Genomic DNA, 24,577 nt, shown 5'->3' with positions numbered 1-24,577 from the left:
GAAGGGTCGTCACGCCGACACCTCCCCGGAACGACGAGGGTGCCGCATGTGAACACCCACGACCTGTCCGTTGACCACGATGTACCGGGCCGTGGTCTTGCGCAGCCCCGCACCGCCGTAGAAGCACCGCGTAGCCGTCACCCCGGACGCACGCTTCGTCTTCACCGCGCACCGCCCTTCGGACCCACCAGGGCCCAAACGATCTTCCCGATACCTTCCGGTCGAGGCTGGCAGCCCCACTCCACCGACAGGGTCTCCACCAGGCACAGCCCGCGCCCCGACACGTCGTCGGCGCCGCCGAACCGTCGGATCACCGGCCGCTCGTTGCTCGCGTCGTGGACCTCGATCCGCAGGTGATCGCAGATCACCTCGAACCGCACCGCGATGCGGCGGCCTCGGGGCACCCGGGCGTGCACCACGGCGTTGGTCACCAACTCCGAGAGTACGAGCGTGCCGTCGGCGGCAAGGGTGGCTCCGTTCGGCACTTCACTGAGGAAGTTCCCCAACAGCGCTCGCGCCGAGGGAACGGACGAGCGATGGCGCGGGAGCCAGAAGAACGCTTCGCCCGCCACCGTGGCCGGTGTGACAAGGGAGTCAGACACACCGATCCCCTCCATCTATGACTCGTTTGCGGCGTGTCACGGTGAGAAGACATGACGTATCGTCATATCCAGTGGAATCTCCGTGGATGCGCCGAGTTCCTGTGTCTCTGGAAGTAGCGTCGTACGAAGCCGTGGTGGCTGAAAGAGATCAGCCGTCCGCAACTGTCCGCAGCTGTGCGGACAGCGCGGACACCGGAGGTGAGGCATGACCGACGAGACCTTCGCGCAGGCCCTCCGGCGCCTGCGCGGAACCCTGTCCGTGCGCGATGTCGCGAGACTTGCCCGGTGCAGCAAGACCGTTGTCTCCGACCTGGAGAACGAACGCCGGTCGCCCACGCCCGCCATAGCGGCGGCACTGGACACGGCACTCGGGGCGGGTGGACTCCTCTGTGACTTGGCTGAACATCCGCCGGGGGCGCCGGCGACCGAACGTGCGGCCGCCTTGCAGGCGGGACTTGCAGAGGATCTTGCCGCAGGTTCGATGACCGGGGCATCCCTGGAGGAGTGGGAGTTCACCATCGCAAGGCATGGACGAGCCACCCGCTACCGGCCTGAGCAGGACCTCTTGACCGATCTCCTGGCCGACTTCTCGGACCTGCGGGCGCTCCTCAAACACCGGCATCCACCGGCCATAAAGCGCTGCCTGCTGTCGGCCTGCGCACGCCTGTCGGGCTTGATGGCGCTCACCTTGCTCAAGCTGGACGACCCAGGCGCCCGGGATTGGTGGCGGACAGGCAGGGCGGCTGCCACCCAAGCCGAGGACCGTGCCACGCTCGCGTGGATCTACGCTCAGGAGTCGTACCAGCTCTACTACGGCGGAGACCTTGCTGGGGCTGTCGAACTTGCGGTGCGGGCACAGCAGTTGGCGGGTGGCATGCCATGTGTGGCCGACGCCTTGGCGGCGCCGCTCGAAGCCCGCGCCCATGCACTGGCCGGGCGGAGGGACGAAGCGGTGTCCGCGCTCGGCCGGGCGCACCGTGCACTGGCGCGCCTGTCACCCGAGGATCGACAGCCCTCCGCGCTCGGCTACGACGAGGCGCAACTCCACTTCCACTCCGGCAACGCCTGGACCTCGTTGCACGACACGGATCGCGCCTGGGAAGAACAGCAACAGGCGCTCGATCTCTACCCGGTGGAGAACAGGACGGACCGCGCACTCATCCAGCTGGACCGCGCGGCGTGCCTCTCCTGGGACGGCAACCTCGCCGAAGGTGCCCGCCTCGCCGTGGACAGCATCCTTGAGCTGCCGGAGGAGCACCGCAGCGCGCTGATCCTCTACCGTGCACGTGATCTTGCCGTTAAGGTGCCCGAAGTGGGCAGGCGGTTGCCGGAGGTCCGGGTCCTACGCGAAGTACTCGCCCTGCCTTCGGCCGGATGAAGGGGCACCGATGGGCACCGCGATCACGCGAGCGACCGAAGCCGACGCCGAGATCATCGCCACCATCCTCGGAGAGGTCGAGCAGTACTACGGGGGCTCTGCCGTGGTCGTCGATCCCGAACAGGTCCGCAGAGCCTTGTTCGGTCGGTGGCCCGCCGCGACGGTCCTGCTCTCCCTCGACGGAGGCGAGGTGACCGGCCTCGCTTCGGTGAGCTTCCTTTGGCCGGCGGCGGGGGCCGACACCAGCCTGTACCTCAAGGAGCTGTACGTCCGCGAGCCGTACCGCCGCCGGGGAGTCGCACAGGAACTGATGGCCGCCGTCCACGCCGAAGCCCGCGCCACGGGCTGCTCGCGGGTCGAGTGGACAGCCGACCGGGACAACCCCGCCGCCCTGGCCTTCTACGCCGCGCTCGGGGTCGCCCCCAACGGCGGCAAGATCTTCTACCGGTCCCAGGTCTGACAATTTACTGACCGTTTCAGATGACTCGGGTCGTTGGCGCCTACCGCTGTTCGCACTCAATCCGGGTGTAGCGAGTGCTCGGAAGCCCGACAGTGGAGCGATTGCACGCCCAGGATTCATGCGGTTGAGCCGGTCGAGGCTCGGAGACCGACCGAATCCGCCATGGGGCGGATGGTGGCCGGTGGTTGTTACGACTTCCCCGGTCGGAGGTAGGCCGGGCGGGCCCAGGCGATCTCGTCGATGGTGAGCCAGGCGGCCTCCGCGACGGCCGTCGGGGTCGTTCCGGCGAAGGCGGCGGTGTCGCGGTTCAGGTGGGACTGGTCGGCGTAGCCGGACTCGGCGGCGACCTGGCTGGGACGCCGGCCGGCCGCCAGGCGGTGGGCGGCGTGGTCGAAGCGGATGAGCTGGGCGGCCCGCTTCGGGGTGAGGCCGAGCTGGGTGCGGAAGCGGGACCAGAGGCGTTTGCGGCTCCAGCCGGTCTCGGCGGCCAGGTCCTCGATCCGGACCGCGCCGGTGGTGCGCACCAACTCGCCCCAGGCGAAGCGGAGTTCGGGAGCGACGGGGCGGCCTGCTGCGTACCGTCGGGCGAGTGCGGCGGCCGCCAGCGCGAAGCGGTCGTCCCAGGACGCGGCGTCGCGCAGCTGTTCCCGGACGCGAGTGGCCTCGCGTCCCCAGAGGTCGTCCAGGGAGACGAGCTCGGCCGGTGGGCCGAGCACGGCGTGGGCGACCAGCGGCGACAACCGGATCTGCAGGCACTCGATGCCCTGGTTGTGCGTGCGGACACCGCCGGCGCCGAGGCCGACGACCGCGGTGCCGTGCTGCCGTCCACCGGTGCTGTCCTCGACGGCGAGGATCCCGTCGCCGAGGTCGAGGGCGATGGTGACGGCCGGGTAGGGGACCATGTCCAGGTCGACCGGGGAGGCGGCGTGGTCGCTGAAGCCGGCCATGCTGACGCCCCGCAGCGGGCCGGGCTGGGACGGGACGGCGACGTCCCAGAGCGCCGCGGTGGAATGCATGGGCGCAGGCTACGCGACATTCGTCCAAGACGGGCAAGCACGGTGGCGGGCACGATCGTCCGCGCACCCGACCGGAGAGGGCCGTTCGTCTCCCCTCCGACCGGTCGGCACTACTCATTCATTCACTGGAGAACGCTCACATGTCCCGCCGTTCCTTCACTGCCGCCCTCACGCTCTCCTTCGCCGTCGCCGTGACGCTCTCCGGCTGCTCGGCCGTCAGCTCCGTGACGCACCCGACGGCCGCCGCAGGCACCACGGCCGCCGCGGGCACCGCGAGCGCTGCGGGCACCACGAGCGCCGCGGCCAACGCGGACCTGTTCACCGCACCGGCCATCGACCAGGCCCTCCAGGCGCTGGCCAAGAAGGTGGGTGCGTCGCCGATGAAGGTCCTCCAGATCGCCGTGTACCCGGACTACGTCTCGGTCGAGGCCGCCGACCCCGCGAAGCCCACCGAGGTCAACAAGTTCACCTACCGCGACGGGGGCGTCGAGGACCCGCGCCCCGTCAAGCTCACCACCACCGGCAGCGACGACCCCGGCGCCGTCCTCAAGGCGAACCTCTTCGACAGCAGCGAGGTCAAGCCCGAGGTGCTCGCCAAGGTGATCGCCGGGGCTGCCGCCGAGTCGAAGATCGACGGCGCCAAGACCGGCGAAGCCGTCATCAAGCGCAACCTGCCGTTCTCCAGCACCATCCAGATCTTCGTCAACGTCAGCGGCACCCGCGCCGACAAGCAGGTCCGCGCGACGCTGGACGGCAAGGTCACCGAGGTCAGCTGACGTTACGTCAAATACTGTCCACCGGGCCCGCGCTGACGGGCGTCGGCCGCCGCGGTGGCCTTGCGGACGGCCTCGTCGTCCCGGTGGCAGAGGGCGTTCAGCCCGGGGTCCAGCTCGTCCATCCGCGCGAGGTAGCCGTCGGCCACCTCGACCGGGTTCACCTCCTTCCGCCGGATGGCGGCGGCGAGTTCGACGGCGTCGATGTACGGGTCGGTCATCAACAACGGTCCTCTCCGGTCGGGTGTACGGACGATCGTGCTCGCCACCGCGCCTGCCCGTCTTGGACGAATGTCGCCCAGCCTGCGGCCGTGCGACCCGCCACGGCGCTCCGCGACATCGCCGTCGAGGACGGCACCGGTGGACGGCAGCACGGGAGGCACGGCGGTCGTGCCGTGACCAGGTCAGGGCTGCGCCCGCTCCGGGGCGCGTTGCAGCCGGAACGCATCCGCGAGTACGGCTTCGGCGAGGACCCGGGCCGGGCCGCGGGCGCCGGTGCGTCCCGTGGTGAGGGCGAAGTCGATGGTTCCCAGGTCCGGCAGGCCCGGCAGGCCCGGCTGGTCGGGCACCTGGCGCAGGCCGGACGGGACGAGGCTGCGGGCGTGCGGCACCATCCCGAGTCCGGCCAGCGCGGCCGCCCGGACACCGGACAGGCTGGTGCTGGTGCAGGCGATCCGCCAGGGCCGGCCGTCACGCTCGCAGGCCTCCAGGGCTCGCGCCCGGGTGAAGCTGGGCGGCGGGTAGACGATGAGCGGCAGCGGCTCCGCCGGGTCGTCCAGCCGGAAGTCCTCGGCCGCGACCCACACCAGCCGGTCCTGCCGGACCAGTTGGCCCTGGGAGTCGCCGCCCGGCGGGCGCTTGCCGAGCACCAGGTCGAGCCGCCCGTCGGCCAGCTGCTCGTAGAGCACGGCGCTGAGCCCGACGGTGAGTTCGAGGTCGACCTGCGGGTTACGCCGTCGGAAGCCCCGCAGGATCTGGGGCAGCTCGGTGTCGACGAAGTCCTCCGAGGCGCCGAACCGCACCCGCCCGCTCACCTGCGTCCGCGCGAAGTACCCGAGCGCCTGCTCGTGCGCCTCCAGGATCGTCCGGGCGAATCCGAGCATCGCCTCGCCCTCCCCGGTGAGCCGCACGGAGTGGGTGTCGCGCAGCAGGAGCTGTCGGCCGGCCGCCTCCTCCAGGCGCCGCACGTGCTGGCTGACCGTCGACTGCCGCACTCCCAGCCGCTCGGCGGCCCGGGTGAAGCCGCCGGCCCTGGCCACCGCGAGGAAGGACCTCAACTGCACCGGATCAAACATCCGGCCACTCTATCTGCTGATATCACGAATCATGATGACAGTGAGTGCGGCCAGCGGGATTCACAATCACCGGGCCCGGCGGCAGGCTGGCACCAGCCCGCCCGAACCACGCCATTCAGCCCGAACCGCCACCCCGTCCGAACCACCACCCCGTCCGAACCACCACCCTGTCCGAACCACCAGTGCGGAGAACCATGCCCTCCCCGAACACCCCGCCGCTCCCCCGCCCCCACCGAATACGACGCCTCCACCGAATACGACGCCTCCGCATCCGCGTCGACCCGTTCATCGCCTCCCTGCTCGGCACCGTGCTGCTCGCCGCCCTGCTCCCCGCCCGCGGCGCCGCCGCACCGCTCGTCTCGGACGCGGCCACCGTCGGGGTCGCCGTGCTGTTCTTCCTCTACGGCGCCCGGCTCTCCGCCCGGGAGGCCTGGGACGGGCTCAAGCACTGGCGACTGCACGGCACCGTGCTCACGGTGACCTTCGTCCTCTTCCCCCTGCTCGGGGTGGCCGCCCGCCTGCTGGTACCGACGGTCCTGACACCGGAGCTCTACCAGGGCCTGCTGTTCCTGACCCTGCTGCCCTCCACCGTGCAGTCCTCGATCGCCTTCACCTCCATCGCCCGCGGCAACACCGCCGCCGCAGTCTGCAGCGCGACCTTCTCCAGCCTCTTCGGCATCCTGCTGACCCCGCTGCTCGCCGCCGTGCTGCTGCACACCCAGGGCGGCATCTCGGCGGGCACCGTCCTGGAGATCGCCGAACAACTCCTCCTGCCCTTCGCCGCCGGCCAGTTGCTGCGCCGCTGGATCATCGGCTGGACCACCCGCCACCGTGGCGTCCTCACCCTGGTCGACCGCGGCTCCATCCTGCTGGTCGTCTACAGCGCCTTCGGCGCCGCCGTCGTCGGCGGAATGTGGGGCACGCTCTCGCCGCTCCGACTGGCCGCCCTACTGCTGGTCGAATCGGTACTGCTGGCACTGGTCCTGACGTTCACCCTGCTGGTCGGCCGCCGGCTCGGGTTCGTCCGGGAGGACGTGATCGCAATCGTCTTCTGCGGCTCCAAGAAGAGCCTGGCCAGCGGCGTCCCGATGGCCGCCGTCCTCTTCCCCGGCGCCGCGGCGGGACTGATGGTGCTGCCGCTGATGCTCTTCCACCAGGTGCAGCTGATGGTGTGCGCCGTCCTCGCCCGCCGTTGGGGCGCCGAGGCCCGACCCACCGAGGTCACGACGCAGGCGCAGGCGCAACCGGTACCGGCACTGCACCGCACCAGCTGACCCCGCCCGCCGGGCCCGATAGCGGGGCGCACGCATACCATCCGACAACTGTGGGTGACCGCGCCGGTGACCCTACGGTGGCCGCATGCGCCCACCGAAGTACGTCCGCCACGCGGCGGCCCTCCTGCTCCTCGGCACCGCCTCCATCGCCGTCGCCCAGGCGGCCCAGGACGGCCACCGGGATCCCCGGGATCCCCAGGTGGCGACGGGCTTCCAGCCCGCGGTCAAGCTGAGCGCCGAGTACCACGAGCAGTACCTGCAGCCGATCGCGGACCAGATCCACCGCCTGGTCGACAGCGGGCAGGCCGACGGCTCCGGGTTCACGTCGGTCGTCTTCCGGCCGGAGGAGCATGCTCTCGACCTGTTCTGGAAGGGGCCCGTGCCCGCGCCGGTGAAGGCCGCCGTCGACGCGTGGCGCCCGGGGGCCCGCGCGAAGGCCGCGCACAACCCGGTCGGGCCGGTGAGCCCGGAGTACGACGTGCGCTACCGGTCGGCCGCGTACTCGAAGACGGAGCTGGAGCAGGCGATCGGCCGGTTCGTCGCGGCGGTGGGCCACGACGTGCGGGAGTGGTCGACGGTCGGCCCGGCCGCCGACGGCAGCGGCCTGAACCTGACCTACCGGCCGGAGGCGACGAAGCGCCTGGCCCCGGCCGGCTCTCCCGTCTCCGCGTACGAGAAGCGCGCCGAGGAGATCGCGGGGATGCCCGTGCACCCCGAGGTCGGCACGGTGCCGGTTCCGACCCGCGGCACCCGGCGCAGCGACGCTGCGCCCTGGACGCCCGGCGCGACCCTGCGGGTGTCGGGCGACTCGGAGTGCTCGACCGGGGTCCCCGGCTGGGTGGGCGGCAAGCGGGTGCTGCTGACGGCCGCGCACTGCCAGACGGGCGGGACCGTGTACAACGGCCAGCGCACCGTCGGCGAGATCACCGCCTTCGACCACGCCCTCGACGTCGCGGTCATCACGACCGGCCAGGCGCCCGAGGCCCGGTTCTACAGCGGTGCCCGGGACTCCGGGGACAGCCGGCCGCTGTACGGTCCGGCCCGCCTCGACCAGGGGCACAGCACGTGCTTCTCCGGAGCGACCTCGGGCTTCCACTGCGAGTTGGAGGTGACGCGGACCGGGATGAGCACAGCAGACGGGCGCACCGACCTGACGGAGGTCCGCTCGCGCAACGGCGGCATCGCGGTGGCACAGGGCGACAGCGGCGGCCCCGCGGTGGCGAACCCGCAGGGCGACGCGATGGCGCCGGTCGGAGTGATCGTCGCCGGCGACAACGGGTCGAAGGTCACCTGCACGGCCACGTCGTCCCCGACGACGTGCTTCTCCACCGGGTACTTCACGCCGCTGGACCCGATCGCGTCGCGGTTCGGGTGGTCTGCGCTGTGAGCCGCCGCGTCACCACCTACCCGGTCGGCCGGTGCCGCCCGTTCCCGCGTCGCGGGCCCCGGTGGTGGCCGGTGCACGGCGGGCACCGCTTCCGTGCCCGGGCCGTACCGTAGTGTTCCTTCCGGGTCGCCGGCCCCGCACCGGGCCCACGAAACCAGTCAGCCGAGCAGGAGTCCGCCGCCCGTGTCCTCGCCCAGCCCGTCCAGTCCGGTCCATGTGTTGCTGGTGGAGGACGACGAGCTGATGCGCCGGTCCTTCGCCACCGCGCTGGAGCGCTACGGCTACCGCGTGACGGCCGCGGCCGACGGGCTCACCGCGCTGGAGCTGTTCCGGGCCGAGGGCTTCGACCTGCTGATCCTCGACGTGATGCTCCCCGGGCTGGACGGAATCGGCCTGTGCCGCAGGGTCCGCGAGAGCAGCCTGGTACCAGTACTGATGATGTCCGCGCGCGGTGACGGGCTGGACGTGGTCGCCGGGCTGGAGGCCGGGGCCGACGACTACGTGGTCAAGCCCGTGGACACGTTCGTCCTGGTGGCCCGGATCCGGTCGCTGCTGCGCCGGGCCGCCTACGCGCCTCCGGTGCCGGAGCCTGCCGGAGGCCCGGCCGATCCGGAGGTGCTGGTCTTCGGTGACCTGACCATCGACACCGCCGCGCTGGAGGTGGCCGTGGCCGGCCGCCCGGTGGCGCTCGCGCCGACCGAGCTGAAGCTGCTGCTGGAGTTCGCCGCCCATCCGGGCGTCGTACGGGAGCGGCACACCCTGCTGCGCAACGTCTGGGACTACGGCTGGGACGGTGACAGCCGGGTCGTGGACCTGTGCGTGCAGCGGCTGCGCAAGAAGCTGGGCCGGGAGCGGATCGAGACGGTCCGCGGTTTCGGCTACAAGTTCAGGCGCTGAGGCCGGTGCGCCCGTCGAGGCGGCCGCGCTGGACGGCCCTGCGGTGGAAGATCGCCGCACTGGCCGCCGCCACGGCCTGCCTGGTCGCGGTGGCGGTGGGCGTGCTGGTCCACCTGTGGACCGCGCAGGACATCCGCAGCCGGGGCCAGGCCAGGGCGTTCAACACCGTGTACTCGGCGATGGACGTCTACCGCCGCACCGGCACCCTGGCCGACGGCGCCGAACTCGACCCGCCCGAGCTCCCGTTGACGCTGCGCCACCCGGCCGACGGCAACCGCCACACCGCCTACGACGGGCGCAGCGACGGAGTGCTCGGCCCGAGCGTCTGGGGTGCCCAGCGCACGGGCGGGCCCGGCAGCCCCGTGCTGGCCGTCCGGATCAACCTGGGCCCGGAGCTGTCCGGCCTGCCCCGGCTCGATGCGGCCATGACCGTGGCCTCGCTGCTCGCGCTCGCGGCGGCCGTGCCCGTGGCGGTCTACGGGGCCGGACTGCTCGCCCGCAGGCTGGGCGAGGTCTCCCGGACCGCCGACCGGATCAACCGGGGCGATCTCGACGCCCGGACCGGTCCGACGAAGGGCCGGGACGAGGTGGCGGACATCGCCGCCACCGTCGATCTGATGGCCGACAGCCTCGGCCGGCGCCTGCGCACCGAGCGGCAGTTCACGGCGGACGTGGCCCACGAACTGCGGACGCCCGTCGGCGGTCTGCTCGCCGCCGCCGATCTGCTGCCGCCCGGTGAGACCGAGGACCTGATCCGGGCCCGGGTGCGGGACCTGCGCGCCCTGGTCGAGGACCTGCTGGAGATCTCCCGGCTGGACGCGGGCGCCGAGCAGCCGGTCCGCGCCCGGGTGCCGCTCGGCGCGGTGGTCGCCGAGGCGGTGGCCCGTACCGGCCTGCCCACCGAGGTCACCGGAGCCGACGCGGCCGGGGCGGTGGAGACCGATCCGCGCCGCCTCGAACGAATCGTCGGCAACCTGGTGGTCAACGCCCACCGGCACGGCGCGGCGCCGGTCGAGGTCACCGTCGCGGGCCGCACCGTCGTGGTCCGCGACCACGGCCCGGGCTTCCCGGAGGAGCTGCTCCGGGACGGCCCGCGCCGCTTCCACACCGGCGCCGCCGAACGCGGCACCGGCCACGGACTCGGCCTGACCATCGCCTTCGGCCAGGCCGGACTGCTCGGCGCCGAGCTGCTCCTGGCCAACGCCGGCGACGGCGGAGCCGTGGCCACCCTGCGCCTGCCGGACTGACGTCCGCGGCGTCGCCGCACAACTGCTGTCGCTGCACAACTGCTGCAGAGCGGCGCGGTCGCTGATACACGGCGGCGCGGGCCCCGACACGTTCGCTGGCCACTCTTCGAAGTGCACCCCGGTGGTTCCGCACTTCGGAGGAGAAGACCGATGAACACGTCCGACAACACCCTCAGCGTCCGGCCGAGCCGGGTACAGAACGGCCTGGTCACGGGGATGCTGGGCGCCGGCGCGCTCACCACCCTCGCCGCCGTGCTGCTGATCGCCGGCGCGTTCACCGCGAACCCGAACGCGGGTGAGACCGGGCAACCGGCCGGCGTACTCGGCGCGGTCGCGCTGTTCCTGGGCGGGACGCTGCTGGCCGTCGGCGCACTGGGCCGCTCGATCCTGCGGGCCCGGCAGCGGTAGCCGCCCGGGCGCCTGGACGCCCCGACGCCCGGGCCGAGACCCGCCCCCCCGACACGTTCCGCGGCCCTTCGAGGCGTACCCGGCCGCCCCCGTCAGCAAGAGGAGCACTTCCCGTGACCGACCACGATCCCGCCCGGCACGCACCGCACGCACCGCACGCACCGCACGCAGCACCCGGGACCGCCGTCACCACCACCGGCCTGACCAAGGTCTACGGCAGCGGCGACACCCGCGTGACCGCCCTCGACGGTGTCAGCCTCACCTTCCGGGCGGGCGAGTTCACGGCGATCATGGGCCCGTCCGGCTGCGGCAAGTCCACGCTGATGCACTGCGCCGCCGGGCTCGACCTCCCGACCTCCGGCTCGGTGCGCATCGGCACCACCGAGCTGACCGGCCTGAACGACCGGCAGCTCACCCAGCTGCGCCGGGACCGGATCGGGTTCGTCTTCCAGGCGTTCAACCTGCTGCCGACACTGACGGCACGGGAGAACATCACGCTGCCGACCGACATCGCCGGCCGCAGGCCCGACCAACCGTGGCTGGAGCGGGTCATCGCCATGGTGGGCCTCGCCCAGCGTCTGGACCACCGGCCGTCGCAGTTGTCCGGCGGGCAGCAGCAGCGTGTCGCGGTCGCCCGCGCGCTGGCGGGCCGGCCCACGATCGTCTTCGCCGACGAGCCCACCGGGAACCTCGACTCCCGGGCGGGCGCGGAGGTGCTCGGCTTCCTGCGCGACTCCGTTCGCGAGCTGGGGCAGACCGTGGTCATGGTCACCCACGACCCGGTGGCGGCCGGGTACGCGGACCGGGTGGTCTTCCTCGCCGACGGCCGCCTGGTCGACGAGATGGCCCACCCGACCCCTGACCGGGTCCTGGACGTCATGAAGACGCTCCGGAACCCGGACGACCGGCCGGCCTCCGCCGTCCACCTGCCCGCCGGGAGCGCCCCGTGCTGAGTACCGCCCTGCGCAACGTCCTGGCGCACAAGGCCCGCCTGCTGATGACCGTCCTCACGGTCTGCCTGGGCGTCGCGTTCGTCTCCGGCACCCTGGTCTTCGCCGACTCCACCGCCGCCGCCCACCGGGCTGCGGCCTCCCGCACCTTCGCCGACACCGCGGTCAGCGTCACCGCCGACACCCCCGCAAGCCCCGGCAGCCCCGACACCCCCGACAGCCCGCTCACCGACCCCCTCGCCCACCGGCTGGCCGCCGTCACCGGCGTCACCGCCGTCCGGCCGTCGGCGGACGGCAGCGCCACCCTGGGCACCGCGAACGGCGACCCCCTGCGCGCGAAACGCGGCGCCAACCTGGGCGCCGCGTACGTGCCGGGCCGCGACGGCAAGGACGCCCGCTACCCGCTGGTCGAGGGCCGCGCCCCCGCCCGCGCCGGCGAGATCGCCGTCGACCGCGGCACCGCCGCCGCGGGCCGTCTGCACGTCGGAGACACCGTGACCCTGGCCACGAACGGCCCGGCCACGGCCGAGCACGTCGTCGGCATCGTCACCACCACCGACACCCGCGTCACCACCGGCGGCACCCTGACCCTGTTCGACCCGGCCACGGCCCAGCAGCTGTACGCCACCCCCGGCCACTGGACCTCGATCGAGCTGACCGCCGCCCCCGGCACCGGCCAGGACCAGCTCGCCCGCCAGGTCACCGCGCTGCTCCCGGCCGGCGCCCACGCCACCACCGGCCAGTTCCTGGCCGACCAACAGGCCCGCTACGTCGGCGTCCTGACCCGCGGCTACCAGAAGACGCCGATGGTGTTCGCCGCCGTGGCCCTGTTCGTCGGCTCCTTCCTGATCATCAACACCTTCACCATGCTCGTCACCCGGCGCTCCCGCGAGCTCGCCCTGCTGCGGGCGCTCGGCGCGACCCGTCGTCAGGTCCTGCGCACCCTCATGGCCGAGGCCGTGCTGGTCGGCCTCGCCGCCTCGGCGGCCGGCTTCGTGGCCGGCCTCGGGATCGCCGAGGTCCTGCCGGGCCTGCTGAGCAGCGGCGGCAACCAGTTGCCCACCGGCCCGCTGGTGATCGGCCCCCGCCCGGTCGCGGCCGCCCTGGCCGTCGGAGTCGGCGTCACCGTCCTGGCCGCCTGGCTGCCGTGCCGCCGGGCGGCCGGGATCGCCCCCGTCGAGGCACTGCGCTCGGCCGCCCAGCCCGCTCCCCGCTCCCGCCTGCGCCCGGCGCTCGGAACGCTCCTGCTCCTCGCCGGAGCCGGCCTGCTGGTCCCGCTCGCCGCGACCGCCGAGGACGCCTCCCAGCACAACCTGAACGTCGCACTGCTCGGCGCCACCGCCCTGATGACCGGCCTGATCGCCGTCGCACCCGCGCTCGCACCGCCCGTACTGCGCCTGACCGCGTACGCCACCCGCCGCAGCGGTCTCACCGGGACGCTGGCCCACCGCAACGCCCTGCGCGACCCGCGCCGAACCGCCGCGACCGCCGCGACCCTGCTGATCAGCACCGCCCTGGTCACCGGCCTCGCCACCATCGGCCACTCCACCGGGCAGGCCCTCGACCGGCAGGCCGCCGCCGGACTCGCCGCCGACCACGTGATCAGCACCGGCGACACCACGAGCGGCATCGACCCCGCCGCCGCGCAGCGCGTCGCCCGGCTCCCGGGCGTGCGGACCGCCGCCGCCGTCGCGGACTCCACCATGGTCCTCGGCGGCAAGGTCACCCGTGTCTCCGGTGTCGACCCCGCCACCGTGGGCCAGGTGATGAACCTGCGCTTCACCAGCGGCTCCCCGGCCGACCTGGCCCCCGGCCGCATCGCCGTCTCCCGCAGCCTCGCCCAGGAGACCGGCCTGCACACCGGCAGCCAGGTCAAGGCCCGGACCGGCAGGAGCAAGGACCTCACCGAGTACACCGTCGTCGGCGTCTACCAGGACAACCCCACCGCCCGGGACGTCCTGGGCTCGCGCGCCGAGGTCCAGCAGAACGGCTTCCTGCCCCACTCCGTCCAGCGCATCCTGGTCCGCAGCACCGGCACGACCTCGGACGAGCTGCGCACCGCCGTGGGCAACAACCCGCTGCTCAAGGTGCAGAGCCGCGACCAGCTGGCGCAGGAGGCCGCCGGCACCATGGGCGACCTGCTCACCCTGATGTACGGGCTGCTCGCCATCGGCGCCGTCATCTCCGCCCTCGGCATCGTCAACACCCTGGCCGTGTCGGTCCTCGAACGCACCCACGAGATCGGCACCCTCCGCACCCTCGGCATGGACCGCGCCGCGGTCCGCCGGATGATCCGCCTCGAAGCGGTCTCCGTCGCCTTCTTCGGCACCCTGCTCGGCACCGCCGCCGGACTCTTCGGCGCCTGGGCCGTCGGCGCACTGGCCAACGGAGCCGTCGCCCAGTACTCCCTCGTCATCCCCTGGGGGACACTCCTGCTGACCGGGCTGCTCTCCCTCGCGGTCGGCGCCCTCGCCGCCGCCGTCCCGGCCCGCCGCGCCGCGGCCCGGACCCGGGTCGGCACCGGGTAACGACGGTCTCCGCGCCCCGGCCAGGGGGCGGAGACCGTGCTCCTCGGCCGTTGGCGAACGACAGCGGCCGAGGAGCACTGCCGCGCGGGCCGCGTCACACTCCGCTACTGATGCACCGTCAGAGACCCTCCCACCGCCGGTCCCCGGGCTGTGCGCTCCCGTGCCTCCCGAAGAACCAGGGCCTGTGCCGACCTCACCCGGGCCGCTGGTCGTTGCGTTCCCGCAGTGCCCGCACGGCCTTGACCACGGCCCGGACCAGGGCGTCCCTGCTTGCCTTCGCGGTGGCGATGACTCCGGGATCGACCCCCTTGAGCGGTTCCTTCCCGGCCGCGCGGTCGATGGCAGCGGAACCGATGGGGGTTTCCGGTAGGACGGCGGGCAGTTGGGACAGGTTCTCCGTGGTGAGGCCCGCGAAGACGAGGGCTTCCAGAGCCCTGCACGCGGCGACGTCGGTGTGCTCGAACGCCAGCTTGACGCGCTTGGTCCACTCCTGCTGCCTGGCGTGGGTCTGGGCGAGCGCGAACAACTGCTTGATGGTGGCATCGGTGACCGGGGTGCCCCTGGGGTGCCCCCCGACCTTCTGACCGACGCGGTCCATGTCGGTGGCGATCGCGTACTTCGGGTCGAAGTCTCCCTTCACCCCGTCGTACCGGTTGTTGTGCAGTGAGTCCATCAGCTGCTGGCCTTCCTGGGCTCCACTGCCGAAGGTGACGCCGTCCTCCAGCTCGTCGTAGTGCTCATGCACCTTCACGAAGGTGTTGGGTTCGGGGTAGTAGACCAGGGCGGGCTCCACCTGGGCCATGGCTCTGCGGACGGCGAGGTCCACCTGGCTCGCGTGCCAGATCAGCACGTCGTCGTCGGCGGTCCTTCGGTCCGCGGGGGAGGTGTAGCCGCCGCTGAACACGTCCAGCCTCCCGGTGTCCAGGTGCTCGGCGGCCGCGGAGAACAGCGGTCCCGCTTCGGTGGCGAACGATGCGGTGTCGGCGTCGCTGGTGTGAAGGTAGACGTGCTCCCGCCCGGCGGCCCGCAGCCCGGCGATCATGGCGGTCGTCTCGGGGGAGCGCATGATCCTGTCCCGGATCTCGCCGTAGGGGATGGTCCGCTGGTTGGTCTCCTGGGCCTTGGTCCCGTGGTTGGCCCAGGTGAATCCGATGACCGCGACCCGGAACCGGTCATTGCCCCAGGCGGTGCGGAAGGCGTTGACCTTCTGGGTGAACAGGGTCTGCGCGGTCGCAGCGTCCTGCGGGTTGCGGGTTGCGGGTCCGGATGTTCACGCCGATGACCAGGGCGAAGCGGTCCGCCGGTGCGGTGCCTTCCTCGAAGCCGCTCTCGTACTGCTCGGCGATGTTGATGAGGTCGAGGGTTCGGCTGAGCACGGCGGGCACGATCGCGACGGTGCCCGCCCCCTGGGGTTCGGCGTCCGCGACGGCCTGCCCGAAGGCGCCGGCGTTCCCGCCCCCGGCGAGGTCGGCGAGCTCGGCCGCCCGCTGCACGGCCGGGGCCCGTCCCGCGGGTGCGATCCGTGGTGCACCACGCCCCTCGGCCCGCTGGACCGGTGCGGCGCGGGTGGTGTCGTCCAGGGGACGGCCGGGCCCGCGCAGCACCGCTTGGACGGTGGAGCGCTGCACCGCGGGCGCCTCCTGCCCGGCCTGCGGGTGGCCGCAGCCGGCGGAGTGCCGGTGCTGCTCGCCGGCCCCGGAGTGGCCGGCCCGGCGCAGCATCTGGACCACGGCCGCGTTCCCGGCACCGGCCTGCAAGGCCATGAGGCCGACGCGCGACGCGCCGCCCGCCGCTGCGGGGGCGCGGGGCGTGGTGCGGGCACGTTCGTCCCGCGTGGACCGGTCGTTGTCTTGGGCACGCATGAGAAGGGGCCCTACCTAGGGAGAAGGGGCAACCCCTCCTGCATACGCGACGAACGATCACGAGGCCAGGGGCCGGAGGGCAGAAATCGGGCAGAAAAGGGTGGCCGACCGGACAAGTGCGGATGCGCGACCTCAGCGGACGTACGCCCGCGCACGGGCAGTATGGGCCGACCGGAGCGACGTTTCGCCCGGAGCGGTGCACACCGGCCATCAGGATGTCCGGAACGACCCCGTGTCGCGGTTTTCCTGGCCGGAATCGGGCGGACGGCGGCGTGAATTCGGTTCGTGCTCCAATGACACCGGTCGTACGTTCACATCCCTTCGGCTCCGTGCACACACTTTCCTCACTTGCCGTCAGGACGGCACTCGGGTTGAATCAATTCCGTTGAACCGGACTTCGTGCGCGACCCGTCGGGCTTTGATGGGGATGTACGCCACCCGTCCGACGGCCATTCGAGGCCGGTCCGTCCGTTGCGGCGCCGCCGCACGGAAGTCACCAAAAATCACCTGGAGTTCGTCGCCATGACGCCTCATTCCTGCCTCCGTCACACCAACTTCCAGGTCAGACCGGAACTCGCCCCGTGCACTGACCACTTCTTAACCCTGGGGTTACTTTGACTTCAAAGCACGTCTCCATTGCCATCGTGGGCGGCGGCCCGCGCGGACTCAGCATTCTTGAGCGGATCTGCGGAATACCACAGATCTCCTGGGAAAGCCTGTCGATCCATCTGATCGACCCGAATCAGCCGGGTTCAGGGACTCATTACCCGAGCCAGGCCAACCATCTGCTGATGAACACCGTCGCCGGCCAGGTCACGGTGTTCCGCACCGGCGACTCGAACGCCTCCGGGCAACCGGCCTCCGGGCCCAGCCTCGCCGAGTGGGCCGGCGTCCCCGGGAACACCTATCTGCCGCGCAGCGTCCTCGGCCGCTACCTGGCCCACTGCTACCGGCTCCTGCGCCGGCAGGCCCCCGACACGATCAGAGTCCACGAGCACCGGGCGACCGCGCACACGCTGCGGGCCCTGCGGGACCGGTCCTGGGTCCTCAACCTGTCGGACGGCGCGATCGTCGCCGCGGACTTCGTCTTCCTCACCACCGGCCACGGGACGAACCACCCGACGACCGACGACCAGGCGATCCAGCAGTTCGTCGCCGACCACCGCCGGGCCAACCCCCGGCTGCGCTACGTCCGCAACTGCTACCCGCTGCAGAAGCTCGACGCCATCGAGCCCGGCGCCCGGGTCGCGGTGCGCGGCATGGGGCTGTCGGCGATCGACGCGGTCGCCAGCCTGACCGTCGGCCGCGGCGGACGGTTCGTCACGGGCGCCGACGGGGAGCCGGTCTACCGCCCCAGCGGGGACGAGCCCCGGATCCACGTCTACTCGCGCAGCGGCCGGGTGTTCTCGCCCCGGGCCGTCAACCAGAAGACACCGGCGGACACCCACCGGCCCTCGGTCCTGACGCAGGAGGAGCTGGTGAGGCTCCGCCTGACGCACGGCCAGCTCGACTTCGAGAGCCAGGTGCTCCCCCTGCTGCGCGCCGAACTGCGCACGGCCGCCCAGGCGGCGGGCGGAGCGGCGGGCGGAGCGGCGGACCTTCCGGATGTCGAATCGCTTCTGCGCCGCCCGGCGCCGGGCCCGCTCCGGACCCTCGACGAACACCAGGCGGAACTCGTCGACTTCCTCGCCACGGACGAACGCCGCGCCGCCGAGGGGAACCTGGGGAACCCGGTCAAGGCCGCCGCCGACGCCCTGCGCGACCTGCGCGACGGGCTCCGGCTGGCCGTCGAGCACCGCGGCCTGACCCCGGCCTCGCACCAGCAGTTCTGCCAGGTGTACGCCCCGATGCTGAACGCCGTCGCGGCCGGGCCGCCCGCATCCCGGTCGCGCGAGTGGCGCGCCCTGTTCGCCGCCGGGACCCTGCACCTCGGCGCGGGCCCGGGGGCGACCGCCCGTCCCGACCCGGACGGCGCCGGGTTCGTCCTCGACGGCGCCCGGCAGTCCTCGCCGCCGACCCGCTTCGACGTGCTCGTCGGGGCGAGCATCGACCCGTTCCTGCCGGAGCACGACGCCTCGCCGCTGACCCGGTCGCTGCTGTCCGCCGGGCACGCCCGCCCGTTCGCCAACGGCTGGTTCCAGCCGGGCGGCTTCGACGTCGACGCCGCCGGACGGCTGATCGACGCGGACGGCTCGGTCGTGCCGAACCTGTGCGCGCTCGGCCATCTCACCGAAGGCGCGCACTACTTCACCAACATGCTGCCGGCCCCCGGCATCGACTCCCGGATCACCGCGGACGCGGCCGCGGCCGTCCAGGCCATGGTCGACCACCTGCGCGCACCGCAGCGCTCCCCGCAGCAGGCCTGACGGCCGGGACCCTCCCCGACTTCTTCCTTTTCTTCTTCGGAGACCGCCATGACCACCATGACCACTACGAGCGCCACGAGCACCACGAGCACCACCGGCCAACGCGCGCCCTGGATCGAGCCGTTCACGGCGAAGGGCGACCACGTGACGCTGGTCCCGCTGGAACCCGGCCACGAGGCCGAACTCGTCGACGCCGTCGAGGACGGCAAGGTGTGGGACACCTGGTTCGCCGCGGTGCCCTCCCCCGACGGCATGCGGCAGGAGATCGAGTGGCGCCTCGGACTCGCCGACGAGGGGCGGATGGTGCCCTTCACCGTGCTCGACGGTCAGGGCCGGATCGCCGGCATGACCAGCTACATGAACGTCGACGCCGCCAACCGCCGCGTGGAGATCGGGCACACCTGGTACCGCCGCAGCGTGCAGCGCACCCCGCTCAACACCGAGGCCAAACTGCTGCTGCTCCAGCACGCGTTCGAGCAGCAGGACTGCATCGCGGTGAGCTTCCGGACCGCCTTCTTCAACCAGCCGAGCCGGCGCGCGATCGAACGGCTCGGGGCGAAGCTGGAGGGCGTCTGGCGCAACCACGTCATCCTGCCGGACGGAACCCTGCGCGACACCTGCTACTACAGCATCATCGCCGGCGAATGGCCCGCGGTGAAGCGGCACTTGGGCTGGCTGCTCAACCGCGCCGAGCAGGCCTCCGGGCCGGCGTCCGGGCAGACCTCCGAGTCGCCGTCCAAGTCCCCGTCCAAGTCGGCGTAGTGCCCAACGGTCCCGACGCCGCCGGGCCGCTGTCACCGAGGGCCCGGACGGCCGTCTTCCTGCTCGGCCTGTGCGCACTGCTCAACATCTACTCCACCCAGCCGCTGCTGCCCGACCTCGCCCGGGACCTGCACGTACCGGTCGAACGGGCCACCTGGACGATCACCGCGACGACGCTGGGCGTCGCCCTGCTGGCCCCCTTCGCCGGCTCGGTCTCGGACTTCCTGGGCCGCAAACGCGTGATGGTGGCGGCGATCGGCGCGTCGCTGGCCGCCACCCTCGCCTGCGCGCTCGCCCGGGACTTCACCACCATGCTGGTGTGCCGGTTCGCCCAGGGGCTGTTCATCCCGTTCGTCTTCGCGGTCGCCGTCGCGTACGTCGCGGAGGAGTGCACCGGCCCGGCGGCACAGGGGGCGAACGCCCTCTACGTCTCCGGTACGGCGTTCGGCGGGTTCTGCGGACGGTTCCTCTCCGGCGCGGTGACCACGCAGTTCGGCTGGCGGTCGTCGTTCCTCGCCATGGCCCTCGTGCTGCTGGTGACGCTCGTGGTGACGGCGGCCTGGCTGCCCCGGGAACGGCGGTTCCGGCGCTCGGAGTCGCTGCTGGCCAGCCTCCGGGGCATCGGGCGGCACTTCGGCAACGCGCGGCTGCTCGGCACCTGCTTCATCGGGGCGGCGATCCTGTTCCTCCAGGTCGGCTCGTTCACCTACGCCGGGATGCTGCTCGAAGCCGCGCCGTTCGGGCTGAGCACCTTCGAGATCGGCGCGGTGTTCGCCGTCTTCCTGGTCGCCGTGGTCGTCACGCCGCTCACCGGCCGGCTGATCGGCCGCATCGGCAGACGCAGGACGTTCGTCCTGGTCAGTGTCGTCTCGCTGGCCGGCCTCGCCCTCACCCTGGTCCCGTCCACCCCGGCCGTGATCCTCGGCCTGGCGGCCTCCTCCACCGGGGTGTTCTCCGGCCAGGCGTGCGCCATCGGCTACGCCGCCGAGGCCGGCGGACCCGCCCGGTCCAGTGCGGTCGGGCTGTACCTGACCTCCTACTACGCCGGCGGCAGCATCGGCGCCGTCGCACCCTCCCCGCTCTACACCGCCGCCGGCTGGGGCGCGACCGTCGGCCTGCTGGCCGCCGTGGTCGGCCTCAGCGTCCTGGTGGCGCTCGCCGCCTGGCCGGCCCCGGCCTCCCGACCCCTTCGAATCAAGGAACCCGCGCTGTGACCATCACAACCGACCTGACCGACCGGGACACCTTCTTCTGGCTCTGCCGGCTCGACAAGGCCTCGACGGTGATGACCGTCGAGGAGGGCATCGCCCCGCGCGAGGTCGGCGCCCGGACGGCGGCCGCGATCGCCAAGGTCGTCTCCGACGCCGAGGCACCCGGCGCCGACCGGCCGACCGATTACCTGCACGTCGAGCCCCTGGTACGGGAGTTGGTGGGGCCGGACAGCTCCCGCATCCACTCCGGGCGCAGCCGCCAGGACATGCTGCCCACCGTCTACCGGCTGCTCCTGCGCGACCGTCTCGTCCTCGTCCACCGCGCGCTCGGCGAGCTGCGCACCGCCCTGCTCACCCTCGCCGAGCGGTACGGGTCGGCGATCGTGCCCGCCTACACCAACGGCGTCCAGGCCCAGCCGACCACCTTCGGCCACCTCCTGCTCGGTTACGAGGCGACCCTCCGGCGCTCGGCGCTCCGCCTGGCCGAGGCCTACCCGCGCGTCAACCGGTGCCCGCTCGGGGCGGCGGCGCTCGCGACGTCGAGCTTCCCGGTCAACCGGGTGCGGCTCGCCGAGCTGCTCGGGTTCGACGAGCCCGTGGAGAACTCCTTCGACGCGGCCCAACTCTCGCCGATCGACGTCGGGTTCGAGGTGGCGGCGGGCGCGATGGCGCTGGCCCTGTCCCTCGGGACCTTCGTCCAGGACGTGCACGCGCAGTACCACCACGCGCGGCCGTGGATCACCCTGGACAACACCGACCTGCTGAGCCCGAGCACCCTGATGCCCCAGAAGCGCAACCCGGTCGCGCTCAACCGGGCCCGGCTGCTGGCCAGCGAGGTGATCGGCGACGGCGTCTCGACGGCGCTCGCCGCGCACAACGTGTGCTCGGGCCTCACCGACTACAAGCGGGCCGAGGCGCAGCGGACCCTGGACCGCACCCTCGCCCTGCTCGGGGAGATGACGGCGATCGTGGGCGGCATGCGGCTGGACGAGGGGGCCGCGCTCGACGAGGTGCGGTCCGACTACTCGACGACCTCAGAGCTCGCGAACGTCCTGCAGCGCGACTGCGACGTGCCGTTCCACGTCGGCCACAGCTTCGCCTCCGCCCTGGTCACGTACGGGCGCGGCGAGGGGCTGACGGTGGAGCGGCTGGACTTCGCCGAGGCCCGGCGGCTGTACCGCGGGATCGCGGGCGGGTTCGACGGCGTGGACGGCGAACTCCCCTTGACCGAGCAGCAGTTCCGGGCCGCGCTGGACCCGGCGGACATGGTCGCCGGCTACCGCGGCCTCGGCGGCCCGCAGCCGGCCGAGTTCCGGCGGATGCTCGCGGCGGCGCGGGACGCGGTGCGGGCCGACGCGTCGTGGCTCGACGCGACGGCGGGGCGGCTGACGGCGGCGGAGGCCGCACTGGAGGCGAGCTTCGGCGCACTGGCCGGATAACCGGCCCCCGACCCGACGGCCCCGCCCGTCCGGGCCCGGCAGGAGTGGACGGTCACCGCTCCTGCCGGGCCCCCGGCGTCGTTCGCCGCCCCATGCCCGTCACACGGCTACACGGCTACGCCGCTACGCGTACAGCGTTCCGCGGGCGACGACGACGGCGGACCCGGCGACCTGGACCGACTCGATCCGTCCCGGCGTGCCGAAGGCCCGGGCCCGCATCGTCGAGGGGCGGCCGATCTCGACGCCCTGGCGGATCTCGATCCACTCCCCGAAGGGGATCACGCCGTGCCGGGCCAGGTGCACCGCCAGCGCGCCGGCGGCCGAGCCGGTGGCCGCGTCCTCCACGACGCCGTAGGCGGGCGAGAACATCCGCAGCCGCCACTGCGAGCCCGCGCCCGCGAAGCAGTTGGCGGCCATGTCGGGCAGCCGGGCGAGGACCCGCTGGTCCGGTTCGAGGGCGGAGAGCGAGGCCACGCCGTCCAGGCCGACGAACACGTGCCGAGGCCCGTTGCGGTAGACCTCGACCGGCAGCGTCCGGGGGGCCGGGGCCAGGCCGAGACCGGCGAGCAACTCGTCGGCGCGCTTGTACAGTTCCCAGGTCGGGACGGGCTGCCACATGCAGGCGGAGTCGGCCCGGCCGTCGTCGGCCCGTTCGAGCTCGAACACCACGGTGCCCATGGCGGTCTCCATCCGGATCGTGTCCGCCCTGTCCGCCTTGTCCGCGTTGTTCGCGTTGTTCGCCTGGCCGAGCACGATGGCCGTCCCCAGGGTCGGATGGCCCGCGAACGCCAGCTCGTTCACCGGGGTGAAGATCCGCACCCGCACGTCGCCGTCGCCCTCCGGGGGGAGGACGAAGACGGTCTCCGACAGGTGCATCTCCTGCGCGATCCGCTGCATGCGTTCGGGAGGGATCCCGGCGGCGTCCACGAAGACCGCGGTCGGGTTGCCCTCCAGCGGGACGTCGGTGAAGACGTCGGCCACCACGTACTCGTACGTACCCATGGGTTTCCGTTCTCGAAGTCCCCCGCACACCGCGCGGGCCGGGGGACGGATGCCGGGTCGGTGGGCGTCGAACAGGGCCTGGTACCGGGCGACGGCCCGCGGCGCCGGGTGTGCGGGGGGCTCCGCTACGGCTGCGGCGAGGGGCGGGCCGCGGCGACCAACGCGGTGTTCTCCATGGGCAGTTCGGCGCTCCGGACGATGTCCAGGCCGGCCCGGTCGAGCAGGGAGGTGATCCGGTCGAGGCTGCGGTGCGCGCCGCCGGTCGTCATCAGGAGGTGGAGGTCCCACAGGGCGGGCAGCACGGTGGAGTCCTTGTCCGCGACGAAGCGGTCGAGGAGCAGCAGCCGTGCGGAGGGGTCCGTCATGGCGCGGCGGCAGTTCTCGAAGACGCCGACGACTGCGTCGTCGTCCCAACCCGCCAGCACCCGACAGAGGATGTAGACGTCCCCGCCCTCCGGGACGCCCTCGAACATGTCTCCCCCGACCAGCCGGACGCGCTCCGGTCCGACCGCGGCGACCAGGTGCTCGCGGGCCTTGGGCATCATGTGCTCGCGGTCGAAGAGCACGCCCTCGGCGTCCGGCGTCGCGGCGAGGATCGCGGCGAGCAGCTGTCCGCCCCCTCCGCCCACGTCCACGACCGTCCGGCCGGAGAAGTCGAACACCTCCGGCACCTGGTGGAAGAACATGCTTCCGGCGTTCATGGTGTGCTGGAAGCGCCGGGTGAGCGCGGGGTCGTGGCCGAGGTGCTCGTAGAGCGGCCGGCCGTAGGCGGCCTCGAAGCCCGAGCTCACCGTGGAGACGGCGTGGTGGGCGTGGCCCCAGGCGGTGTAGAACTCCTCGCCGTAGAGCAGGCACAGGTCGTGCATGGACTGGGGCCCGGGAAGCAGGGCCGTGCTCAGCGGGGTGTTCCGGTAGCCGGTCGTCCCGTCGCCCTCGAACACGCCCATGGCCACCAGGAGGCGCATCAGCCGGTGCACGCCCCGTTCGTCCGCGCCGGTCGCCCGGGCGAGTTCGGGGTCGGTGTCCCGGCCGGCCTCGATGTGGTCCGGCAGGTCCAGTTTGACGGCGGTGTAGAGGGCCTGGGCCCGCCAGCCACCGGTGATGACCTCGATCACGTCCCGGGTGGCCTGTATGTCGACTGTCATGTGCGACTCCCCATTCCGGCCTCCCGGTCCGGTACCGGGAGGCCCACTGTTCGTACGGACGACATCGGACTAGGTGGGGATTCCCCCACGCTTGATCTCCGGGATCTCCACGCCCAGCGCCCGCAGCTGCTGGAACGGGTTCATGAATTCGCGGTTCTGCTTGATCTTCCCGTCGGCCAGCACGAACGAGTGGATGAAGTGGTTCCGGTAGTGGCCCGGCGGGTAGTCCGGATAGCGGATCTGCCCTTCTCCGTCGCATTCCACCCAGAAGTGGTTGGGGTCCTGGGTGTCGAAGATCCGGACGTTCTTCCATTCCCAGTCGGGGAACATCCGCAGGGACCACTCGCCGTGCTGCCGGAGTTTCTCGTGGCCCTGCGAGACGACGGGTTCCCCGGTGTCGGTGGTGTAGAGGCCGGCGCTGCCGTCCTCGGCGAAGAGCAGGTACCGCGTCAGGCGGTTCTCGCCCTTCCGGCTCATGTAGTCCGCGACCACCTCGCGGTGCCGGCGGCGGAGTTCGACGTCGTTTCCGACGTGCTCGGGCTGCGCATGGGTGTCTGCCATCTCGTGTCCTTCTG

23 protein-coding genes are annotated in these 24,577 nt (G+C 72.5%); 14 read left to right on the top strand and 9 right to left on the bottom strand.

The window, feature by feature from the left end:
- Nucleotides 1-161: 161 nt before the first annotated feature.
- On the bottom strand, nucleotides 162-602 hold the full coding sequence (locus ACIP4P_RS09170) for an ATP-binding protein (protein WP_400916230.1): 441 nt from the start codon (nucleotides 600-602) through the stop codon (nucleotides 162-164).
- 205 nt (nucleotides 603-807) lie between these two features.
- On the opposite strand from ACIP4P_RS09170, the gene ACIP4P_RS09165 reads away from it, so the two are divergent.
- Together ACIP4P_RS09165 and ACIP4P_RS09160 are read left to right on the top strand one after the other, a co-directional pair.
- Entirely contained in the window at nucleotides 808-1,980 is a 1,173-nt protein-coding gene (locus ACIP4P_RS09165; RefSeq protein ID WP_400916229.1) for a helix-turn-helix domain-containing protein, read from the top strand.
- A 10-nt stretch (nucleotides 1,981-1,990) separates the two neighbouring features.
- Nucleotides 1,991-2,440 carry a GNAT family N-acetyltransferase gene (locus ACIP4P_RS09160; RefSeq protein ID WP_400916227.1) on the top strand — a complete coding sequence of 150 codons (450 nt, stop codon included), beginning with the start codon at nucleotides 1,991-1,993 and terminating at the stop codon, nucleotides 2,438-2,440.
- 188 nt (nucleotides 2,441-2,628) lie between these two features.
- Here ACIP4P_RS09160 and ACIP4P_RS09155 read toward each other — a convergent pair whose 3' ends face one another.
- Nucleotides 2,629-3,456 carry a helix-turn-helix domain-containing protein gene (locus tag ACIP4P_RS09155; RefSeq protein ID WP_400916225.1) on the bottom strand — a complete coding sequence of 276 codons (828 nt, stop codon included), beginning with the start codon at nucleotides 3,454-3,456 and terminating at the stop codon, nucleotides 2,629-2,631.
- A 140-nt stretch (nucleotides 3,457-3,596) separates the two neighbouring features.
- On the opposite strand from ACIP4P_RS09155, the gene ACIP4P_RS09150 reads away from it, so the two are divergent.
- Nucleotides 3,597-4,232 (top strand): hypothetical protein, encoded by a 636-nt coding sequence (locus tag ACIP4P_RS09150; protein WP_400916224.1) that lies wholly within the window; start codon nucleotides 3,597-3,599, stop codon nucleotides 4,230-4,232.
- A gap of 2 nt (nucleotides 4,233-4,234) precedes the next feature.
- On the opposite strand, the gene ACIP4P_RS09145 is transcribed toward ACIP4P_RS09150, so the two are convergent.
- Together ACIP4P_RS09145 and ACIP4P_RS09140 are read right to left on the bottom strand one after the other, a co-directional pair.
- Nucleotides 4,235-4,450: a hypothetical protein gene (locus tag ACIP4P_RS09145; RefSeq protein ID WP_400916222.1), complete on the bottom strand. Its 216-nt coding sequence runs from the start codon at nucleotides 4,448-4,450 to the stop codon at nucleotides 4,235-4,237.
- A gap of 183 nt (nucleotides 4,451-4,633) precedes the next feature.
- Nucleotides 4,634-5,524 carry a LysR substrate-binding domain-containing protein gene (locus ACIP4P_RS09140; protein WP_400916221.1) on the bottom strand — a complete coding sequence of 297 codons (891 nt, stop codon included), beginning with the start codon at nucleotides 5,522-5,524 and terminating at the stop codon, nucleotides 4,634-4,636.
- Nucleotides 5,525-5,718: 194 nt separating this feature from the next.
- Here ACIP4P_RS09140 and ACIP4P_RS09135 point away from each other — a divergent pair, with 194 nt between their 5' ends.
- The 7 genes from ACIP4P_RS09135 (at nucleotide 5,719) to ACIP4P_RS09105 (ending at nucleotide 14,215) form a co-directional block, all read left to right on the top strand.
- Nucleotides 5,719-6,798 (top strand): bile acid:sodium symporter family protein, encoded by a 1,080-nt coding sequence (locus ACIP4P_RS09135; protein WP_400916219.1) that lies wholly within the window; start codon nucleotides 5,719-5,721, stop codon nucleotides 6,796-6,798.
- An 85-nt stretch (nucleotides 6,799-6,883) separates the two neighbouring features.
- A complete protein-coding gene (locus ACIP4P_RS09130) occupies nucleotides 6,884-8,185 on the top strand; it encodes a hypothetical protein (RefSeq protein ID WP_400916217.1) in 1,302 nt (433 codons plus the stop codon).
- A gap of 243 nt (nucleotides 8,186-8,428) precedes the next feature.
- Nucleotides 8,429-9,082: a two-component system response regulator CseB gene (gene cseB, locus ACIP4P_RS09125; RefSeq protein ID WP_400916425.1), complete on the top strand. Its 654-nt coding sequence runs from the start codon at nucleotides 8,429-8,431 to the stop codon at nucleotides 9,080-9,082.
- A gap of 5 nt (nucleotides 9,083-9,087) precedes the next feature.
- Nucleotides 9,088-10,329, top strand: coding sequence for a sensor histidine kinase (locus ACIP4P_RS09120; RefSeq protein WP_400916215.1), 1,242 nt, complete (start codon nucleotides 9,088-9,090; stop codon nucleotides 10,327-10,329).
- 150 nt (nucleotides 10,330-10,479) lie between these two features.
- Nucleotides 10,480-10,737, top strand: coding sequence for a hypothetical protein (locus ACIP4P_RS09115; protein ID WP_400916213.1), 258 nt, complete (start codon nucleotides 10,480-10,482; stop codon nucleotides 10,735-10,737).
- 113 nt (nucleotides 10,738-10,850) lie between these two features.
- Complete coding sequence (locus tag ACIP4P_RS09110; RefSeq protein ID WP_400916211.1) at nucleotides 10,851-11,690, top strand: ABC transporter ATP-binding protein; 840 nt, start codon at nucleotides 10,851-10,853, stop codon at nucleotides 11,688-11,690.
- Complete coding sequence (locus tag ACIP4P_RS09105) at nucleotides 11,684-14,215, top strand: ABC transporter permease (protein WP_400916209.1); 2,532 nt, start codon at nucleotides 11,684-11,686, stop codon at nucleotides 14,213-14,215. The genes ACIP4P_RS09110 and ACIP4P_RS09105 overlap by 7 nt, the downstream gene beginning before the upstream one ends.
- Nucleotides 14,216-14,408: 193 nt before the next feature.
- On the opposite strand, the gene ACIP4P_RS09100 is transcribed toward ACIP4P_RS09105, so the two are convergent.
- Both ACIP4P_RS09100 and ACIP4P_RS09095 read right to left on the bottom strand, forming a co-directional pair.
- On the bottom strand, nucleotides 14,409-15,281 hold the full coding sequence (locus ACIP4P_RS09100) for a hypothetical protein (protein ID WP_400916207.1): 873 nt from the start codon (nucleotides 15,279-15,281) through the stop codon (nucleotides 14,409-14,411).
- Between the two features lie 106 nt (nucleotides 15,282-15,387).
- Nucleotides 15,388-15,978 (bottom strand): hypothetical protein, encoded by a 591-nt coding sequence (locus ACIP4P_RS09095; protein WP_400916205.1) that lies wholly within the window; start codon nucleotides 15,976-15,978, stop codon nucleotides 15,388-15,390.
- A 743-nt stretch (nucleotides 15,979-16,721) separates the two neighbouring features.
- Here ACIP4P_RS09095 and ACIP4P_RS09090 point away from each other — a divergent pair.
- From ACIP4P_RS09090 to ACIP4P_RS09075, 4 genes are read left to right on the top strand one after another with little or no spacing between them, the layout of a single operon-like run.
- Complete coding sequence (locus ACIP4P_RS09090) at nucleotides 16,722-18,443, top strand: FAD/NAD(P)-binding protein (RefSeq protein WP_400916423.1); 1,722 nt, start codon at nucleotides 16,722-16,724, stop codon at nucleotides 18,441-18,443.
- Nucleotides 18,444-18,500: 57 nt separating this feature from the next.
- Complete coding sequence (locus tag ACIP4P_RS09085) at nucleotides 18,501-19,205, top strand: GNAT family N-acetyltransferase (protein ID WP_400916203.1); 705 nt, start codon at nucleotides 18,501-18,503, stop codon at nucleotides 19,203-19,205.
- The gene (locus ACIP4P_RS09080) at nucleotides 19,205-20,419 is read left to right on the top strand and encodes an MFS transporter (protein WP_400916201.1); all 1,215 of its coding nucleotides are present in this window, start codon (nucleotides 19,205-19,207) and stop codon (nucleotides 20,417-20,419) included. Before ACIP4P_RS09085 ends, ACIP4P_RS09080 begins: the two co-directional genes overlap by 1 nt.
- Complete coding sequence (locus tag ACIP4P_RS09075) at nucleotides 20,416-21,855, top strand: lyase family protein (RefSeq protein ID WP_400916200.1); 1,440 nt, start codon at nucleotides 20,416-20,418, stop codon at nucleotides 21,853-21,855. Before ACIP4P_RS09080 ends, ACIP4P_RS09075 begins: the two co-directional genes overlap by 4 nt.
- Nucleotides 21,856-21,978: 123 nt before the next feature.
- Here the strand turns inward: ACIP4P_RS09075 and ACIP4P_RS09070 are convergent, their stop codons facing one another.
- The 3 genes from ACIP4P_RS09070 to ACIP4P_RS09060 all read right to left on the bottom strand — a co-directional run bounded on the left by ACIP4P_RS09070 (nucleotide 21,979) and on the right by ACIP4P_RS09060 (nucleotide 24,563).
- Entirely contained in the window at nucleotides 21,979-22,857 is an 879-nt protein-coding gene (locus ACIP4P_RS09070) for a PhzF family phenazine biosynthesis protein (protein ID WP_400916198.1), read from the bottom strand.
- A gap of 125 nt (nucleotides 22,858-22,982) precedes the next feature.
- On the bottom strand, nucleotides 22,983-24,002 hold the full coding sequence (locus ACIP4P_RS09065) for a methyltransferase (protein ID WP_400916196.1): 1,020 nt from the start codon (nucleotides 24,000-24,002) through the stop codon (nucleotides 22,983-22,985).
- A 69-nt stretch (nucleotides 24,003-24,071) separates the two neighbouring features.
- Entirely contained in the window at nucleotides 24,072-24,563 is a 492-nt protein-coding gene (locus tag ACIP4P_RS09060; protein ID WP_400916194.1) for a PhzA/PhzB family protein, read from the bottom strand.
- Between the last annotated feature and the right edge of the window lie 14 nt (nucleotides 24,564-24,577).

The sequence above is a fragment of the Kitasatospora sp. NPDC089509 genome (genome assembly GCF_044749365.1).
In the GTDB taxonomy this organism is placed as follows: Bacteria; Actinomycetota; Actinomycetes; order Streptomycetales; family Streptomycetaceae; genus Kitasatospora.
The sequence above is the reverse complement of the archived record's forward strand: the minus strand, read 5'-3'. Positions and strand labels throughout refer to the sequence as shown.

Coding starts and splice junctions, on each gene's coding strand:
- ACIP4P_RS09095 (WP_400916205.1), bottom strand. CDS start 15,978: ATGGCCTTGCAGGCCGGTGCCGGGAACGCGGCCGTGGTCCAGATGCTG.
- ACIP4P_RS09060 (WP_400916194.1), bottom strand. CDS start 24,563: ATGGCAGACACCCATGCGCAGCCCGAGCACGTCGGAAACGACGTCGAA.
- ACIP4P_RS09070 (WP_400916198.1), bottom strand. CDS start 22,857: ATGGGTACGTACGAGTACGTGGTGGCCGACGTCTTCACCGACGTCCCG.
- ACIP4P_RS09145 (WP_400916222.1), bottom strand. CDS start 4,450: ATGACCGACCCGTACATCGACGCCGTCGAACTCGCCGCCGCCATCCGG.
- ACIP4P_RS09100 (WP_400916207.1), bottom strand. CDS start 15,281: ATGCGCTCCCCCGAGACGACCGCCATGATCGCCGGGCTGCGGGCCGCC.
- ACIP4P_RS09115 (WP_400916213.1), top strand. CDS start 10,480: ATGAACACGTCCGACAACACCCTCAGCGTCCGGCCGAGCCGGGTACAG.
- ACIP4P_RS09065 (WP_400916196.1), bottom strand. CDS start 24,002: ATGACAGTCGACATACAGGCCACCCGGGACGTGATCGAGGTCATCACC.
- ACIP4P_RS09140 (WP_400916221.1), bottom strand. CDS start 5,524: ATGTTTGATCCGGTGCAGTTGAGGTCCTTCCTCGCGGTGGCCAGGGCC.
- ACIP4P_RS09165 (WP_400916229.1), top strand. CDS start 808: ATGACCGACGAGACCTTCGCGCAGGCCCTCCGGCGCCTGCGCGGAACC.
- ACIP4P_RS09150 (WP_400916224.1), top strand. CDS start 3,597: ATGTCCCGCCGTTCCTTCACTGCCGCCCTCACGCTCTCCTTCGCCGTC.
- ACIP4P_RS09130 (WP_400916217.1), top strand. CDS start 6,884: ATGCGCCCACCGAAGTACGTCCGCCACGCGGCGGCCCTCCTGCTCCTC.
- ACIP4P_RS09155 (WP_400916225.1), bottom strand. CDS start 3,456: ATGCATTCCACCGCGGCGCTCTGGGACGTCGCCGTCCCGTCCCAGCCC.
- ACIP4P_RS09135 (WP_400916219.1), top strand. CDS start 5,719: ATGCCCTCCCCGAACACCCCGCCGCTCCCCCGCCCCCACCGAATACGA.
- ACIP4P_RS09085 (WP_400916203.1), top strand. CDS start 18,501: ATGACCACTACGAGCGCCACGAGCACCACGAGCACCACCGGCCAACGC.
- cseB (WP_400916425.1), top strand. CDS start 8,429: ATGCGCCGGTCCTTCGCCACCGCGCTGGAGCGCTACGGCTACCGCGTG.
- ACIP4P_RS09160 (WP_400916227.1), top strand. CDS start 1,991: ATGGGCACCGCGATCACGCGAGCGACCGAAGCCGACGCCGAGATCATC.